Here is a 16797-nt window from a genome sequence, read left to right as displayed (position 1 = left end):
CATGGACGTGACCTGGATCCCCGGAGACGCCGACCTCGTCGTCGTCATCATCGCCGCCGTCGTCGTGATCGGTGGGGCCATCGGCCTCACGCGACGCGGTGGCAAGTCCGAGCCGAGCTCCGGCGCCCGGCCCACCCCGGGCGCGGAGGCCACGCGCACGGCCGATGCCGAGCCCGCCGACGCGGACGAGGCCGCCGCGGCCCCGACCCGCACCCTTCCTGCCGAGGCCGCCGTCGTCACCGAGGCTCCCGAGTCGGCCGACACGCGCCTGGCGCGGCTGCGTTCCCGCCTCGGCGGGGGACTGGGGGCGAGCCTCCTCGCGATCTTCTCGCGCGGCTCCCTGGGACAGGACGACTGGGACGAGCTCGAGGAGACCCTCCTGCTCGCGGACGTGGGCGCCGCCGCCACGGACGACATCCTTGACTCGCTGCGCGCGCGCCTGAAGGCCGACCCGGAGGCCGACCCGCGCGCCACGCTGCGCGCCGTTCTGCTCGAGATCGTCGACCCCACGCTCGATCGAGAGCTGAACCTCGCGGCCCCCGGCGAGGGCAAGCACGAGCCCATCGTCGTCGTCGGCGTGAACGGCGTGGGCAAGACCACCTCCGTCGGCAAGATCGCCCGCGTCCTCGTCGCCGAGGGCCGCTCCGTGGTGCTGGGCGCCGCCGACACCTTCCGCGCCGCCGCCGCCGACCAGCTCGAGACCTGGGGAGCCCGCGTGGGTGTGCCAGTGGTCCGCTCCGAGGTCGACGGCGCCGACCCGGCCTCCGTGGCCTTCGACGCCGCCTCGCGCGCCAGGGACGACGCCGCCGACGTGGTGCTCATTGACACCGCCGGCCGCCTGCAGAACAAGGCCGGCCTCATGGACCAGCTGGGCAAGATCATCCGCGTCTCGTCCAAGGTGGCGGCGCCCGTCGAGGTGCTCCTCGTCCTCGACGCGACCACGGGCCAGAACGGCATGACCCAGGCAAAGGTCTTCGCCGAGGTGGCCCCCATCACCGGCATCGTCCTGACCAAGATGGATGGCACCGCCAAGGGCGGCATCGTGGTGGCGGTGCAGCGTGAACTCGGCGTCCCGGTCAAGCTGATCGGCCTGGGCGAGGGCGCCGACGACCTCGCGCCGTTCGACGCCGAGCAGTTCGTCGACGGCCTTCTCGGGGCCTAGCCAGCCACGGCATCGGCCGCCCGTCGCGCGCCGTCGCAACGGACATTTCGCACCCCGCGTTCCCGCTTTCGCGCCCTCGCAACACACGTTTTACGTCCGCGCACGCCTTGTAACGGTGCGGAAACATTGCGGTGTTTCAGGGGCAACACTTCTTCGCCAGGCTGACCTGTGACTCGCCGAGGGGCGGGAACAAAGGAGAAGCAGAATGGACAGCGGCAACATTGCCTGGCTCCTGATCTCTGCATCGCTCGTGCTGCTGATGACGCCCGGTCTGGCGTTCTTCTACGGCGGCATGTCGCGAGGCAAGTCGGTGCTGAACATGATGATGATGAGCTTCGGCGCGATGGCCGTCGGAGTGCTCGCCTGGATCACCTTCGGGTTCTCGATCGCCTCCGGTGACACGATGAACAACATCATCGGTAACCCCCTGACGGACTTCGGCCTCCAGTCGACGATGGAGAGCGGCGACGCTCTCGGCATCATCACCGCGGGCTTCGGCGCTACCTTCGCGATCATCACGGTCGCCCTGATCTCGGGCTCGGTCGCCGACCGCATGAAGTTTGGCTCGTGGCTCGTGTTCGCGTTCCTGTGGGTCATCCTGGTCTACTCGCCCGTCGCCCACTGGGTGTGGGGCACGGGCACCAACGGTGAGGGCTTCGACGCGCTTCTCGGCGCCGGCGGCCCCCTGTTCGGCGATGTGGCCGGACCGTACGACTTCGCCGGTGGAACGGTGGTTCACATCAACGCCGGTGTCGCCGGCCTGGTGATGGCGCTCCTCCTCGGCGTCCGCAAGGGCTTCGGCAAGGAGCCGATGCGTCCGCACAACCTGCCGTTCGTGATGCTCGGCGCCGCGCTCCTGTGGTTCGGCTGGTTCGGCTTCAACGCTGGCTCCGCCTACGCCGCCGACGGCTTCGCCGCCACCGCGTGGGTCAACACCACCGTCGCCACCGCCATCGCGATCCTCGGCTGGCTGCTCGTCGAGAAGATCCGCGACGGCAAGGCCACCTCGCTCGGCGCCGCCTCCGGTGTCGTCTCGGGTCTGGTCGCCATCACCCCCGCGTGTGCCTCGGTCGACGCCTTCGGCGCCGCGATCATCGGCCTGCTCGCCGGTGCGCTGTCCGCCCTCGCGGTGGGCCTGAAGTACAAGTTCGGCTACGACGACTCGCTCGACGTCGTCGGCGTCCACCTGGTCTCGGGCCTGTGGGGCACCCTGGCGATTGGCCTGCTGGCCAACGGCACCATCAACGGCGACGCCGGACTGTTCTACGGTGGAGGCATCACGCTGTTCGGTGTTCAGGCCGCCGCGGCCGGCATCACCATGGTCTACTCCGCGATCGCTACGCTGATCATCGGACTGGCCATCAAGTACACCATCGGTCTGCGCGTGAGCGAGGAAGTCGAGGTCTCCGGAATCGACCTCGCCGAGCACGGCGAGACCGCCTACGAGGAGGCGAAGTAGCCATGAAGCTGGTCACTGCGATCATTCAGCCCCACCGCACCGACGAGGTCCGGGCCGCCCTCGAGGCCGCAGGCGTCAAGGGCGTCACGGTCTCCGAGGCCGCCGGCTACGGCCGCCAGAAGGGCCACACCGAGGTCTACCGCGGTGCCGAGTACACCGTGGACCTGGTGCCCAAGACCCGCCTCGAGGTGCTGGTCGATGACGCCGACGCCGCGACCGTGACCGAGGCCATCGTCTCGGCCGCGCAGACCGGCAAGATCGGCGACGGCAAGGTCTGGACGGTTCCGGTCGACGACGTGGCCCGTGTCCGCACGGGTGAGCACGGCGCCGACGCGCTCTAAGGAGTCACCGCACACACATGGAGCACATCCCCAGCGCTGCTGAGGGCTCCGACGCTGAGGTCCCGCACCCTTCCGGGGTGCGGGACCTCAAGCGTCTGAGGGCCGATGCGGCGGCGCGCCTCTTCGCCGACGGCGTCCCCGGTCCCGAGCGCCGACGCCGCCTCACCACCCTCACCCGCGACGCCCTCATCGTCCACTGGGCCGAGGTTGCCGGGCCGCTCGAGGGCGTCGCCCTCGGCGCCGTCGGGTCGCTGGGCCGCGGCGACGCCGGTCCCTGGTCCGACCTCGACCTGGTCCTGCTGCACGACGGCCGCTCGCTGTCGAAGGACGCCCTCGCCGAGCTCGCCCAGGCCCTGTGGTACCCCATCTGGGACGCCGGCCTCGAGCTCGACTACTCGATGCGTTCGCTGACCGAGTGCCGTCAGGTGGCCTCCAAGGACCTTGCCGCGGCCGCGGGCTTGCTCGACATTCAGCCCTTGGCGGGCGACGACACCCTTGTCGCCCAGGCCCGCGCCGCGATCTACTCGGACTGGCGCGCCGCCTCGCGCAAGCGCCTCCCGGAGCTGCTCGCCGCGTCGCGCGCCCGCGCGGAGCGCCACGGCGAGATCGCGTACCTCATCGAGCCCCACCTGAAGGAGTCGCGCGGGGGGCTGCGCGACTACATGAGCCTGTCGGCGCTCAGCGCGACGTGGCTCACCGACCGCCCGCACGGCGCCGTCGACGCGGCGGGGGAGCACCTGCGCGACGTGCGCGACGCGCTTCACGTGGTGTCGGGCCGGCCCGTCAATCTTCTGGGACGACACGTGGCCGATGACGTGGCCGGGCTCCTCGGCTACGGCGATCCCGATGACCTTCTCGCCTCCATCGCCGATGCCGGCCGCACCGTCGCGTACGCGCTCGACCAGACCGAGCGCGGGGCGCGCGGGTCGCTCGAGCGCTCCGGCATCGGCTCCGTCGCCTGGAAGGCGCGTCGCATGGCGCGCGCGCCGCGTCACGTGACAGTGTCCGAGGGGCTCATCGACGTCGACGGCGAGCTCGCGCTCGCTCCGAGCGTGGACCCGTCGGCCGATCCCTTGCTTGCCCTGCGGGCCGCGGGCGTGGGAGCCATCACCGGCCTGCCGTTCACACCCGGGCTGCTTGAGGCCATGCAGGCGGTGCCGGCGATCGAGGAGCCGTGGCCCGAGCAGGCGCGCATCCACCTGCGCGACCTCCTGCGTGGCTCGCACCACCTTGTCGCCGTGTGGGAGGCGCTCGACCTCCACGGTCTCGCCGTGCGCTGGCTTCCCGAGTGGGAGGGAGTGCGCAACAGGCCTCAGCGCAGCCCCATCCACCGCTTCACCGTCGACCGGCACATGATCGAGACCGTCGTGCTCGCGTCCAAGCACAAGCGAGAGGTGCCCGACCAGGACCTGCTGCTGCTCACGGCCTGGCTTCACGACATCGGCAAGCGGGCGGGCGCGACCGACCATTCGGTGGACGGCGCCGCGCTCATCCCCGGCATCGGCGCCCGCCTGGGGTGGACCGACGCCTTCACCGCGGACGTCGAGACCCTCGTGCGCCACCACCTGCTGCTGTCGCTGCTGTCCACCAAGCGCGACCCCGCCGACCCGGCGACCGCGCGCGAGCTGCTCGATGCGCTGGACGGCCGCGAGGACCTGCTGCTGACGCTGCGGGCGCTCACCGAGGCCGATGCGCAGGCAGCGGGCCCGAAGGTCTGGACGCCGTGGCGCGCGTCGCTCGCCGACACGCTGGTGGCGACGGCGAGGCCCCTGGCACGCTGACCCCGCTCGCCCCCTCACATCCCCGTGCCGCACATGGCCACATTTGCGGCACGTCACGCGGCGACGAGCCGCAAATGCGGCCATTTGCGGCGGGCGGGGGTGGGGCAGCGGTGGCCGATGCGGACCCCGGGTAGGCTTGAGCCCGCACGTTTTTCGAAGGGACACCTGTGTTCGCCAACCTTTCCGACCGCCTCACGTCGACCTTCCGGAACCTCCGGGGCAAGGGCCGCCTGTCCGAGGCGGACATCGACGGCACCATCCGCGAGATCCGTCGCGCGCTGCTCGACGCCGACGTCGCGGTGCCCGTGGTCCGCACGTTCACCGGCAACATCCGTGAGCGCGCGCTCGGCGAGGAGGTCTCGGGTGCGCTGAACCCGGGCCAGCAGGTCGTCAAGATCGTCAACGAGGAGCTCGTCGCGATCCTGGGTGGCGAGGCCCGCCGCCTCAACTTCGCGAAGTCCGGCCCCACGGTCATCATGCTCGCCGGCCTCCAGGGTGCCGGTAAGACCACCCTCGCCGGCAAGCTCGCGCACCACCTCAAGGAGAACGGCCAGACGCCGCTGCTGGTCGCCGCCGACCTTCAGCGCCCCAATGCCGTCAACCAGCTGCAGGTGGTCGGGGATCGCGCCGGCGTTCCCGTGTTCGCCCCGGAGGCGGGCGTGACGCGCGAGGGTGAGCGCGTCAAGGGCAACCCCGTCAAGGTGGCGAAGAAGGGCCTCAAGGAGGCCGAGCAGCGCCAGCACAGCGTCGTCATCGTCGACACCGCGGGCCGCCTGGGCATCGACCAGGAGCTGATGAAGCAGGCCGCGGACATCCGCAAGGCCATCGACCCCGACGAGGTTCTGTTCGTCATCGACGCGATGATCGGTCAGGACGCCGTCGCGACGGCCCAGGCCTTCGACCAGGGCGTCGACATCACCGGTGTGGTGCTGACCAAGCTCGACGGCGACACCCGCGGTGGCGCGGCGCTGTCGGTGCGCGAGGTCACCGGCAAGCCGATCCTGTTCGCGTCCACGGGTGAGAAGCTCGACGAGTTCGAGGTCTTCCACCCGGACCGCATGGCGAGCCGCATCCTCGACATGGGCGACATCATGACGCTCATCGAGCAGGCGGAGAAGAAGTTCGACCAGGCCGAGGCCGAGCGCATGGCGGCCAAGGTCACCAAGGGCGAGGACTTCACGTTCACGGACTTCCTGTCGCAGATGCAGCAGCTGAAGAACATGGGCTCGATGAAGAAGATGCTCACCATGCTCCCCGGCATGGGTCAGCTGCGCGACCAGATCGAGAACTTCGACGAGCGTGAGCTGGTGCGCACCGAGGCCATCGTCCAGTCGATGACGCCGCTCGAGCGCGACAACCCTAAGGTCCTCAACGGCTCCCGCCGCGCCCGCATCGCGCGTGGTTCCGGCGTGACGGTGGCGGACGTCAACTCGCTCGTCAAGCGCTTCGAGCAGGCCCAGCAGATGATGCGCGCCATGGCCAAGGGCGGCGGCATGCCGCAGCTTCCCGGCCAGGGCGGCGGCGCGCCCGGCGCGTGGGGCGGCATGCCAGGCGGCAAGAAGTCCAAGGGCAAGCAGGCTCCCCAGAAGAAGGTCAAGGGCAAGTCGGGAAACCCGGCCAAGCGCGCCCAGCAGGAGGCCGCCGCGCGTAACAAGACGGCCGGCCAGTCGCAGGCCCCCGCGGGAAGCGCGTTCGGCCTCGGCCAGCAGCCCGAGGACTTCGACCCCACTAAGCTCGAGTCCGACCTCGGCAAGTACCTGGGCCGCTAAGGCGGCGGGGGAGCAGGGCCGATGCCGGCGCCGGGTGACGCACCCGTCCTCCACCTGACGGGGCCCGTCCTCGTCGACGCGGAGACGGTGCGCCCCGAGGCGTGGGTCATCGGCGGGCGGATCACCTTCGAGCGGCCGATGCATTCCGGCACGCCCGTACGGGTTGACGGCTGGGTGCTGCCGGGCCTGGTGGACGTGCACTGCCACATCGGCCTCGACTCGGGCGGCGCCACCGACCGGGACCTCGCCGTCAAGCAGGCGACGGTGGACCGGGACGCGGGCACGCTGCTCATCCGCGACGCCGGCAGTCCCCTCGACACTGCCTTTGTGCACGACCGCGACGACCTGCCGAGGCTGATCCGCTCCGCGCGCTTCATCGCCCGTCCCAAGCGCTACCTGCGGCACTATGCGCGCGAGATCGCCCCGGACGAGCTCCCCGGGGTCGCCGAGGACGAGGCGCGCAAGGGCGACGGCTGGATCAAGCTCATCGCCGACTGGATCGACCGCGAGGTGGGCGACCTCACGCCGCTGTGGTCACCCCAGGACCTCGCCGCCGCGATGGCACGGGTGCACGCGGCGGGGGCGAGGGCCACGGCGCACACCTTCTCCACGGAGGCGATCGGGCCCCTGCTCGACGCCGGCATCGACTGCCTCGAACACGGCACCGGGATGACCGATGCCCACATCGCCGTCGCCGCCGAGCGCGGCATCCCCGTGGTGCCCACCCTTCTCCAGGTCGACAACTTCGCGGGCTTCGCCGACCAGGGCGAGGCGCGCTTCCCCGCCTACGCGGCGCGCATGCGCCGCATGCACGCGCGCCGCTACGACCACGTGCGCGACCTCCACGACGCCGGGGTGCCGCTGCTCGTCGGTACCGATGCCGGCGGCACGCTCGGCCACGGACTCCTGCCGCGCGAGGCTGCCGAGATGGCCAGGGCGATCCCCGCATCGGCCGTCGTCGCGGCCGCCACCTGGGACGCGCGCGCCTTCCTGGGCGCCGACACCCTCACCGAGGGGGCGAGCGCCGATCTCGTCGTCTACGAGCGTGACCCCCGCGAGGACATCGGCGAGCTCGCGCGGCCGCGAGCCGTCGTCCTGCGCGGCCGCCGCGTCGCCTGAGAGTTCCCTGGGGATCGGTGGGGGCTCGTCGCGCGACGCCACCGTCGCCAGCGATACTTGACGCACCCCCGACCGACCCCAACCCTGGAGGACCATGACGACGGTCGACACCGCCGCCCGCGCCCGCGCCGCCGGCTGGCGTTCCTGGTGGGCCGATGGCCTGGAGGCGGCAGTGTGGCTCGCCGCCGTCAGCGGCATCGCGTTCATGATCGCCGATGGCTCGCTCGCCTACGCACAGACCGCCGCCGACTGGACGTACGTTGTCGGCCGCGCGCTCGGCATCGTCGCCGCCGTGCTGATGATGGCGCAGGTCCTGCTCGCGTCGCGAGCGCCGTGGGTCGAGCGCGTGCTGGGCCACGACCGCGCCATCGCGATGCACACGCGCTGGGGCAAGGTCGCGATCGTGCTCATGCTGGTGCACCTCACGATCATGACCACCGTCACCGCCTCCTACGACGGCCGCGGCGTGGTCTCGCAGGTGCTCACCTGGCCCCAGTACGGGTGGTGGATGCTGCTCGCCCTCGTAGCCGCCGTCGCGTTCCTCGTGGTACTCCTCACCTCGCTCACCGCCGTGAGGCTGCGGTGGCGCTACGAGCGCTGGCACGCCGTGCACCTGCTGGTGTACGTGGGAGTGGCCTTCGCCGTCCCGCACCAGTTCCTCGAGGGCTCGACGTTCCGCTCCGGGGGAGCGGCCTGGTGGTTCTGGGCAGTGCTGTGGGTCGTGTCCCTCGGCTCGTTCATCATCTGGAGGATCGCGCGTCCCCTCGTCACCCTCGAGCACCACGCCATCAGGGTGGAGGCGGTCGACCGCCTCGCGGACGGCTCGACGACCGTGACGATGACCGGACGCTACCTCGACCACCTGCGCGCCCGCCCCGGCCAGTTCTTCCTGTGGCGCTTCCTCACCCCTGGCCTCGCGTGGCAGCACCACCCGTATTCGCTGTCGGCCGCGCCCGGCGACCGGCTGCGCATCACCGTCAAGCCCTCGGGAGACGGCTCGAGCGCCCTCGCGGGGCTCACCCCCGGCACCCGCGTCATCGCCGAGGGCCCCCTCGGCACGTTCCATCACGGCACCAGGACCGGCGGCGCGCTCGTGCTCGTCGCCGCGGGAATCGGCGTCACGCCCATCCGGGCGATGCTCGAGGACTGCGGCCCCGAGGACGACGTGACCGTCGTGATCCGCGCGCGCTCGCGCGAGGAGGCGCCGCTCCTGGACGAGGTCGAGGCGCTCGCCGCCGAGCGCGGGGCGCGCCTGCGCGTGGTGCTCGGTGCCCGCGGCGACACGTGGGGCACGGCCGCCGAGCCGCTCGCGGTTCGCGACTTGGTGCACGAGCCCGCGACGACCGACTTGTACGTGTGCGGCCCGCGCCCGTGGGCGCAACTGGTCGCCGACGATGCCCGTGCCTCGGGGCTCAGGCCCGAGGCTATCCACCTCGAGAAGTTCGGATGGTGACGCGATGAGAGCCCAGCGCGCAGCGATGGTGGTCGGCACGAGCGCCGTGATCCTCACGTCGGGAGTCCTCGCCGCTCCGGACGCCGACGACGCCGTCTCCGAGGAGCCGACGACGGGCGCGACCGACGCGACCGACGACGCCGCCGACGGAGCCACAGACGCGACCACCGACGAGTCGACGACAGACGCTGGCGACGGCGTCACCGGGACCTTCGACGGCCCCGTCGTGACCAACATTCGCGGCGACTACCAGGTGAGCCTCACCTTCGAGAACGGCGTCCTGGTCGACGTGGAGTTCCCCGTCGCCGGCACGGATGCCCCCGAGTCGGTGCGCATCAACGACGCCGCCCTTCCCGAGCTTGAGGAGGAGTTCCTCGAGGCGCAGGACTGGGACGTCGAGTACGTCTCCGGCGCGAGCTTCACGTCCCCCGCGATGGTGGAATCCGCCGAGGCCGCGTTCGAGGAGGCCGGGCTGTGACCCTGACCCGCACGGTCACGGCGATGGCCATGGACGTCGACCTCACGCTCGTGGGAGACGTCAGCGAGGAGACGGCCGATGCCGTGGCGGGCTTCGTCGCCGCCGACCTCGCGTGGGTCGACGAGGTCTTCTCGACCTATCGCCACGACAGCTGGATCAGCAGGCTGGGACGCGGCGAGGCGAGCATCGGCGAGGCGCCGCCCGCGGTGGTCGAGGTGCTCGACCTGTGCGAGGCGTTCCGCGACGAGACGGACGGCCTGTTCGATGCCCGCACGCCTGACGGCACCATCGACCCCACGGGCATCGTCAAGACCTGGGCGCTCGAGCGCTCGCGGTGGCGCCTTGGCCTCGTCGGCGCCGACGGCTGGAGCCTCGGCTGTGCCGGCGACGTCACCGTGAGCGGGCGCGCCCCCACGGACGCGGGCTGGCGCATCGGCATTGCGGATCCCCGCGAGGCGCCCGGCCCGCAGGCGCCGGTGGTGGGAGTCGTGACGCTGGGCCTCGGCGGGGACGGCGCCACCGGCCACCACGCGATCGCCACCTCCGGCCTGGCCCATCGGTCGGGCCACATCTGGGACCCCCGCACGGGCCAGCCCGCCTCCTCCGTCGCCCAGGCAAGCGTGGTCGGCGACGACCTCGTGAGGTGCGATGCGTGGGCCACGGCGATCGTGGTGGGGGGAAAGGCCGCGGCGAAGGCGGCGCAGCGTCACGGCCTCGAGGCGCAGGCGCTGACCGTCGGCGACGGCCGCGTGAAGGCGTCGCGCACCCCCGGCTGGCGTTCGAAAGGTTCCTGAGTCCGGTCCCAGGCGTGGTGCTAGGGTGACCCGCACAGGACCTGGCGAGAGGGAACGATGGCACAGCGCATCCTCTCCGTCCCGGCACTGGCGCTGGGGGGCGCGGCGCTGATGCTGGGCGGATGCAGCTCGATGGCGAGCGACGCGACAATGTCGGCGACCGTGGTGGCGACCGCCTCCCCGCCGGCCGAAGACCTCGACGTGGCCTCCTCCGGCACCGCGGCCATCGGCCTCGCCGACGCCATTCAGTCCGACGTCTCCGGCCTCATCAAGCTCAACGCCCCGCTCAACGCCGACGGCACCATGGGCTCGGGCTGCGACGTCCAGGAGGACGACGCGCTGCCGGACGGCATGTGGTTCGGCTTCGTCTCGGCGATGGCCGACGGCGAGGTCACCGTGGACGTCGCGTGCATGTTCGGCGAGGGATCCGAGCAGTGGACCGTGGACCGCGAGATGGCCACGGACGACGAGGAGTGGAGCAACCACGTCGTGACCAACGACGTGGTCCACAAGATCACCACTCCCGTGGCCGACGACGTCCTCATCTACGCCGCGCAGTTCGACTGGGATCCCGTCACCGCCGCCGAGGCACTCGCGGCCGTCGGCATGCCGGGCGCGCGGGAGAGCGTGGGCCTGTGGCTCGAGATCGAGGACGGCAGCATCGTCACGGTGATCGAGCCCTCGAGCGCCACCGCCGCCTGAGACATTTCCTCCCGGGGCGCGGATCTGGCACAATAGTGCGTTGGTTGCCGCGGCCCTCTACCCGCGCAGCTATTCGTCTTGCCAGCGGATCCTCCCGATTTCCCCGGGAGGGCGAGCAGGCTCACACCGAATGAACAAGGAGGACAGCCATGGCTGTCAAGATTCGCCTCAAGCGCTTCGGCAAGAAGCGCGCCCCGTTCTACCGCGTCGTGGTGATGGACTCGCGCACCAAGCGTGACGGCCGCGCCATCGAGGAGATCGGCAAGTACCACCCCACCGAGGAGCCCTCGGTCATCGAGATCGACTCGGAGCGTGCGCAGTACTGGCTCTCCGTGGGCGCCCAGCCCACCGAGCAGGTTGCCGCGCTGCTGAAGCTCACGGGCGACTGGGGCAAGTTCAAGGGCGAGAAGGGTGCCGAGAGCACCGTCAAGGTCGCCGCTGGCAAGGCTTCGGCCGAGGACCAGATCAAGGCCCAGGCCGACGCCGCCGAGAAGCTGAAGGCCGACAAGGCCGCCGCCGCGGAGAAGGCCAAGAAGGAGGCCGAGGAGGCCGCCAAGGCTGAGGCCGAGGCCGCCGAGGCTCCCGCGGAGGAGGCCACCGAGGCCGCCGCCGACGAGGCCGAGGAGAAGTAATCGTGGTCGTCGACGCGCTGGAGTTCCTGGTCAAGAGCATCGTCCGCAACCCGGACGACGTCACCGTGACCGAGCGCTCGGGCCGTCGCGGCACCACCCTCAACGTGGTGGTGCACCCCGATGACCTCCCGCGCGTGATCGGCCGTCGTGGCCGCACCGCGACCTCGATCCGTACCGTCATCGACGCCATCGCGCGCGAGGACGTGCGGGTCAACATCGTGGATGTCGCCTGACGCGTCACTCGCACACGAGGCCCCCGTCACCCTTCAGGGTGGCGGGGGCCTCGTGCTTGTCGCGGGTGCCTTAGCGGCTGCCGGGACCGCCGGTGCCTCCCGGTCCGCCGGCGCCGCCGCCCATCATGGAGCCGGTGAGCTCGGTGACCGCCTCGCCGTTGACCGTGACGTCCGCGCCCGACAGGGTCCCGGTGCCGTCGTAGTCGAAGGCCGACTGTGCCGAGATGTCGATCGTGCCGCCGGTGATGGTGAGGTCGCCGTTGCTGTCCACCGCGTCGGTGTCGCCCGAGCCCATGGTGATGGCCAGGGTGCCGCCCGAGATGGTGATGCCGATGCCGTCCGTGACGATGGCCGATGCGGCGGCGTTGACTCCGTCGTCGGAGGCGTTCACGGAAATGTCGCCGCCCGAGATGGACACCACGGGAGCCTCGATGCCCTCGACGGACTCCACGACGTCGACGGTGCCGCCCGAGATGACGAGCTGCTGCTCGGCCTTGATCGCGTCGTCGCCGGAGGTCACGGTGACGGTCCCGTCGGTGATGGCCAGCACACCCTCGCCGAGGTCGCTGTCGTTACTGGCCTTCAGGCCGTCGCCCGCGGCGTCGACGGTGATGTCCCCGCCGGAGACGATGAGCGTGTCCTTGCCGCGGATGCCGTCGTCGACGCTCGTGACGGTCACGGTTCCCGAGTCGATGGTGAGATCGTCCTTGCCCACGATGCCGTCGGCGAAGGTCGCGTTGACGGTGAGGCTTCCGGTGCCGGTGATGACGAGGTTGTCGGCGGAGTAGATCGCGCCGTCGATCTCCTCGTCGCTGCGGGTGGCGGCGTCGGTCACGGTGTTGGTGCTGCCGTCGGCCAGCTCGATGACGGCGATCTCCGCGGCGTCGACCTGGATGGCCGCGCCCTCGGTCGAGGCGATCTCGACGCCGTCGAGCACCAGGCGGACGGGGCCGTCGGAGTCGACGACCACCTGCCCTGTCGTCGACCCGCTGAGCACGTACGTGCCCGCCTCCGTGATCGTGAGGCCCTCATCCGTCAGGGTCACCTCCGTGGTGTCCAGCGCGTCCCAGTCGACGTCGTCGACCACGCCGTCCGTCGTGGTCGCGGTGGTGTCCGTCGACGCGGTGTCGGACGCCTCGGTGACCGTCGTGGTGGTGTCGGCCGCGGCGGTGGTGTCCGTCGCGTCGGTGGTGCTGCATCCGGCGAGGACCAGTGCTCCGGCGAGGAGGCTGGCGGTGATGGTCGCGGGGAGTCTCATGATGGTCCTTCCGTGGGGGCTGATGGGTTCCACTTCACCAGTCGCGCCTGGGAGAGCGCTGAGAAGCGGCCGGGCGTTCCCGCAGGGCCGATGCCCCCGCCCGGCCCCGTACCCTGGTGACCATGAAGCTGACCGTCGCGCGCATCGGCCGCGCCCACGGGCTCAAGGGAGAGGTGAGCGTCGAGGTGCGCACCGACATCCCCGACGAGCGCCTGATCCCCGGCGAGACCTACGACACCGAGCCCGCCTCCGCGGGGCCGCTCACCATCGCCACCGTCCGCACGCAGGCGGGGCGCTGGTACCTGCGCTTCGACGAGATCGTGGGCCGCGACGCCGCCGAGGCGGCCCGCGGGGTCGAGCTCGTCATCGACGGTGACGAGTCCGACGAGGACGACGCCTGGTACGTGCACGAGCTCGTGGGCCTCGCGGCGGTGCGCCCGGACGGCTCGGCCGTCGGCGAGGTGGTGGACCTGCTGAGCATGCCCGCTCAGGACATCCTCGTGGTCAAGCAGCCCGGCGGGCACCGCGCCATGATCCCCTTCGTCGAGGACTTCGTTCCCGAGGTGGACATGGACGCGCGCCGCGTCGTCGTCACCCCGCCGTACGGGCTGCTCGCGGGCGAGACGCCCGAGGAGACGGGGGAGACGCGCGGATGAGGCTCGACGTCGTCACGATCTTCCCGGAGTTCTTCTCCGTGCTCGACCTGTCGCTACTGGGCAAGGCCCGCGCGAAGGAGCTGGTCGACGCGCGCGTCCACGACCTGCGCGCCTGGACGCACGACGTCCACGGCACCGTGGACGACGCCCCGTTCGGCGGCGGTGCCGGCATGGTGATGAAGCCCGACGTCTGGGGCGCGGCGCTGGACGACGTCATGCAGCCCGGCGCGCACCTCGTGATCCCGACGCCCGCCGGCGTGCCCTTCACCCAGGCGCGCGCCGCCGAGCTGGCGGGCGAGGAGCAACTGGTGTTCGCGTGCGGCAGGTACGAGGGCATCGACGCGCGCGTGGCCCAGCATTACGCCGAGGCCGGCCACCCGGTGTCGGAGATCTCCCTTGGCGACTACGTGCTCAACGGGGGAGAGGTCGCCGTCGTCGCCATGATCGAGGCCATCACCCGCCTCATCCCAGGCTTCATGGGCAACGCCCACTCGATCGTCGAGGAGTCGCACTCCGACGGACTCCTCGAGTACCCCAGCTACACGCGCCCGGCTTCCTGGCGCGGCCTCGACGTCCCCGACGTCCTGCTGAGCGGCCACCACGGGCGGATCGCTGAGTGGCGCCACGCGCAGCAGCTCGAGCGCACGCGCGAGCGCAGGCCCGATCTGCTGGCAGGCGGCCAGGAGGCTGTGGCAGAATAGTTCCTCGGTGCGCGCGGTGCTCACGTCTGCCACAGGGGGCCGAGCAACGACCGTGACGCGCTGACATCTACCGATTGCCGCAAGGCAAGAACCACGTATGACCTGTGGCGTGCGTGTGGAGAAAGAGTCATGCAGAAGCTTGACAGCATCACCGCGGGCCAGCTCCGCGACGACGTCCCGGACTTCCGTCCGGGTGACACCGTGAAGGTGCACGTGAAGGTCGTCGAGGGCAACCGCTCGCGTATCCAGGTCTTCCAGGGCTTCGTGCTCGGCCGTCAGGGCCAGGGCATCGGCGAGACCTTCACCGTCCGCAAGATCTCGTTCGGCGTGGGCGTCGAGCGCACCTTCCCGGTGCACGCCCCCACGATCGACCACATCGAGCTGGTCAGCCGCGGCGACGTGCGTCGCGCGAAGCTGTACTACATGCGGGAGCGTCGCGGCAAGGCCGCTCGCATCCGCGAGAAGCGCGAGAACTGAGATCGGCGACACCGCTGACAGGCCGGCGGAGGGGCACGCCCCCTCCGCCGGTTCTCGTCTGTGGGGGTGGACCAAAGAGGTCCTCATCATCGTCTTCAGCGCGCTCGCGCTCTCGCTGCTGCTGAAGACCTTCTTCTTTCAGTCCTTCTGGATCCCGTCGGGCTCGATGATCCCGACCCTCCAGGAGGGCGACCGGATCCTCGTCACCAAGTGGCGGCCGGAGCCGCTCGACCTGCGTCGCGGGGACATCGTGGTGTTCCACGACACGTTCGGCTGGCTCGGCGACAGCGAGCCTGAGGACGACGGCGCGCTCGCCTCCGTCGGAAAGAACCTGCTGACCTTCACCGGCCTGCTCCCCGAGGACGCTGGCGAGCACCTCGTGAAGCGCGTCGTGGGCCTGCCGGGCGAGACAGTGGTGTGCTGCGACGTGGACGGCACCATCACCATCGACGGCGAGCCGCTCGAGGAGGACTACCTCCCCGAGGACGTGGAGCCCTCGCTCGAGGAGTTCACCACCACGGTTCCCGACGGGTACGTGTGGGTCATGGGCGACAACCGCGCGCACAGCGCCGACTCGCGCGCTCACATGGGCGAGCCCGGCGGCGGCGCGATCCCCATCTCCTCCATCGTGGGCACTGCCTTCGTCACTGTGTGGCCGTTCCAGAACTTCCACACCCTCACCAACCCGTACGACGACCCCACCGTCGCGCAGTACTGAGCGGCCCCTCATGCCCGTCTCGCTCGACCACGAGCGCTCGCTGTGGGACGCCGGAGCCCGCGTGGTGGCCGGCATCGACGAGGTGGGCAGGGGAGCGCTCGCCGGCCCGGTGACCGTGGGAGTGTGCGCGCTCGCCCCCTGTGACGAGTGGCCCCAGGGGCTCGCCGATTCGAAGCGCCTCAGCCCCGCGCGCCGGGAGCGCATGGCCGATGCCCTGGCCGGCTACGGGGTGGCCCGCGCCGTGGCGCACGCGAGTCCTGCCGAGATCGACGCGCTCGGCATCGTGGGCGCCCTGCGCCTCGCGGGGACGCGCGCGCTGGAGAGCATCACCGCCGCGGGTGTCGTCGTCGACGCCATCCTGCTGGACGGCAAGCACGACTGGCTCACCCCTCCCGAGGCGAGCCTGTTCGACGAGCCCGCCCCCGCATCGGCCGCCCCCACCCCGCCGGTGATGATGGTGATCAAGGGCGACGACGCGTGCGCGTCGATCGCCGCGGGATCGGTGCTCGCCAAGGTGGAGCGCGACGCGCTCATGGTCGCGGCGCACGCCGACTACCCACACTTCGGCTGGGACGGCAACAAGGGATACGGCGCCGCGGTCCACCTCGACGCCCTCAGGGAGCACGGCCCGAGCGACCTGCACCGTCGCTCGTGGGCGCTTCCCACCCCCGACGCCCCGTAACGACGGCGCGCCGGATTCGCCCCGGCACGGGGAACCGACCATGATGGTCCGGTGAGCAGTGACGACCTGGAGAACTACGAGACCGCGGCCGAGCTGGCCCTGTACCGCGAGTACCGCGACGTGGTGGGCCTGTTCCAGTACGTGGTCGAGACCGAGCGCCGCTTCTACCTGTGCAACAAGGTGGACCTGCAGGTGCGCGCCTCGGGAGGCGACGTCTACTTCGAGGTCACCATGACCGATGCCTGGGTGTGGGACGTGTACCGCTCGGCTCGCCTCGTGAAGTCGGTCAGGGTCGTCACGTTCAAGGACGTGAACATCGAGGAGCTGTCGGACAACGACGACGCGATCCCCGACATTCGCCAGCTGCGGGGCCGCTGACCAG

Annotated in this window: 19 protein-coding genes; 18 read left to right on the top strand and 1 reads right to left on the bottom strand. The window is 71.0% G+C overall.

The window, feature by feature from the left end:
* Nucleotide 1 precedes the first annotated feature (1 nt).
* The 12 genes from ftsY (at nt 2) to B7K26_RS01010 (ending at nt 11923) form a co-directional block, all read left to right on the top strand.
* On the top strand, nt 2–1162 hold the full coding sequence (gene ftsY, locus B7K26_RS01065) for a signal recognition particle-docking protein FtsY (RefSeq protein WP_084076840.1): 1161 nt from the start codon (nt 2–4) through the stop codon (nt 1160–1162).
* Between the two features lie 205 nt (nt 1163–1367).
* Nucleotides 1368–2621: an ammonium transporter gene (locus B7K26_RS01060; RefSeq protein ID WP_084076839.1), complete on the top strand. Its 1254-nt coding sequence runs from the start codon at nt 1368–1370 to the stop codon at nt 2619–2621.
* 2 nt (nt 2622–2623) lie between these two features.
* Nucleotides 2624–2962 carry a P-II family nitrogen regulator gene (locus B7K26_RS01055; protein ID WP_084076838.1) on the top strand — a complete coding sequence of 113 codons (339 nt, stop codon included), beginning with the start codon at nt 2624–2626 and terminating at the stop codon, nt 2960–2962.
* A 17-nt stretch (nt 2963–2979) separates the two neighbouring features.
* Nucleotides 2980–4743, top strand: coding sequence for an HD domain-containing protein (locus B7K26_RS01050; protein ID WP_084076837.1), 1764 nt, complete (start codon nt 2980–2982; stop codon nt 4741–4743).
* A 167-nt stretch (nt 4744–4910) separates the two neighbouring features.
* Nucleotides 4911–6512: a signal recognition particle protein gene (gene ffh, locus B7K26_RS01045; RefSeq protein ID WP_084076836.1), complete on the top strand. Its 1602-nt coding sequence runs from the start codon at nt 4911–4913 to the stop codon at nt 6510–6512.
* A gap of 21 nt (nt 6513–6533) precedes the next feature.
* Complete coding sequence (locus B7K26_RS01040; protein WP_084076835.1) at nt 6534–7631, top strand: amidohydrolase family protein; 1098 nt, start codon at nt 6534–6536, stop codon at nt 7629–7631.
* A 94-nt stretch (nt 7632–7725) separates the two neighbouring features.
* A complete protein-coding gene (locus B7K26_RS01035) occupies nt 7726–9084 on the top strand; it encodes a ferredoxin reductase family protein (protein WP_084076834.1) in 1359 nt (452 codons plus the stop codon).
* A gap of 4 nt (nt 9085–9088) precedes the next feature.
* Nucleotides 9089–9562 (top strand): hypothetical protein, encoded by a 474-nt coding sequence (locus tag B7K26_RS01030; RefSeq protein ID WP_143340392.1) that lies wholly within the window; start codon nt 9089–9091, stop codon nt 9560–9562.
* A complete protein-coding gene (locus B7K26_RS01025; RefSeq protein WP_084076832.1) occupies nt 9559–10356 on the top strand; it encodes an FAD:protein FMN transferase in 798 nt (265 codons plus the stop codon). The genes B7K26_RS01030 and B7K26_RS01025 overlap by 4 nt, the downstream gene beginning before the upstream one ends.
* A gap of 57 nt (nt 10357–10413) precedes the next feature.
* Nucleotides 10414–11058 (top strand): hypothetical protein, encoded by a 645-nt coding sequence (locus B7K26_RS01020; protein WP_084076831.1) that lies wholly within the window; start codon nt 10414–10416, stop codon nt 11056–11058.
* Nucleotides 11059–11207: 149 nt separating this feature from the next.
* Complete coding sequence (rpsP, locus tag B7K26_RS01015) at nt 11208–11690, top strand: 30S ribosomal protein S16 (protein ID WP_084076830.1); 483 nt, start codon at nt 11208–11210, stop codon at nt 11688–11690.
* Between the two features lie 2 nt (nt 11691–11692).
* Nucleotides 11693–11923: a KH domain-containing protein gene (locus B7K26_RS01010; protein WP_084076829.1), complete on the top strand. Its 231-nt coding sequence runs from the start codon at nt 11693–11695 to the stop codon at nt 11921–11923.
* A gap of 70 nt (nt 11924–11993) precedes the next feature.
* Here B7K26_RS01010 and B7K26_RS01005 read toward each other — a convergent pair whose 3' ends face one another.
* Nucleotides 11994–13181: a carbohydrate-binding domain-containing protein gene (locus B7K26_RS01005; protein WP_084076828.1), complete on the bottom strand. Its 1188-nt coding sequence runs from the start codon at nt 13179–13181 to the stop codon at nt 11994–11996.
* Nucleotides 13182–13303: 122 nt separating this feature from the next.
* Here B7K26_RS01005 and rimM point away from each other — a divergent pair, with 122 nt between their 5' ends.
* From rimM to B7K26_RS00975, 6 genes are all read left to right on the top strand, one after another.
* On the top strand, nt 13304–13837 hold the full coding sequence (gene rimM, locus B7K26_RS01000) for a ribosome maturation factor RimM (RefSeq protein WP_084076827.1): 534 nt from the start codon (nt 13304–13306) through the stop codon (nt 13835–13837).
* On the top strand, nt 13834–14538 hold the full coding sequence (gene trmD / locus B7K26_RS00995; RefSeq protein ID WP_084076826.1) for a tRNA (guanosine(37)-N1)-methyltransferase TrmD: 705 nt from the start codon (nt 13834–13836) through the stop codon (nt 14536–14538). Before rimM ends, trmD begins: the two co-directional genes overlap by 4 nt.
* A gap of 129 nt (nt 14539–14667) precedes the next feature.
* The gene (rplS, locus tag B7K26_RS00990; RefSeq protein WP_084076825.1) at nt 14668–15015 is read left to right on the top strand and encodes a 50S ribosomal protein L19; all 348 of its coding nucleotides are present in this window, start codon (nt 14668–14670) and stop codon (nt 15013–15015) included.
* Between the two features lie 58 nt (nt 15016–15073).
* Nucleotides 15074–15733 (top strand): signal peptidase I, encoded by a 660-nt coding sequence (gene lepB / locus B7K26_RS00985; RefSeq protein ID WP_375537568.1) that lies wholly within the window; start codon nt 15074–15076, stop codon nt 15731–15733.
* 10 nt (nt 15734–15743) lie between these two features.
* Entirely contained in the window at nt 15744–16415 is a 672-nt protein-coding gene (locus tag B7K26_RS00980; RefSeq protein ID WP_084076823.1) for a ribonuclease HII, read from the top strand.
* Between the two features lie 51 nt (nt 16416–16466).
* Complete coding sequence (locus B7K26_RS00975) at nt 16467–16793, top strand: DUF2469 domain-containing protein (protein WP_084076822.1); 327 nt, start codon at nt 16467–16469, stop codon at nt 16791–16793.
* Nucleotides 16794–16797 lie beyond the last annotated feature (4 nt).

The sequence above is a fragment of the Demequina sp. NBRC 110057 genome, assembly GCF_002090175.1.
GTDB lineage: Bacteria > Actinomycetota > Actinomycetes > Actinomycetales > Demequinaceae > Demequina.
This window is presented reverse-complemented; position numbering and strand designations above follow the sequence as displayed.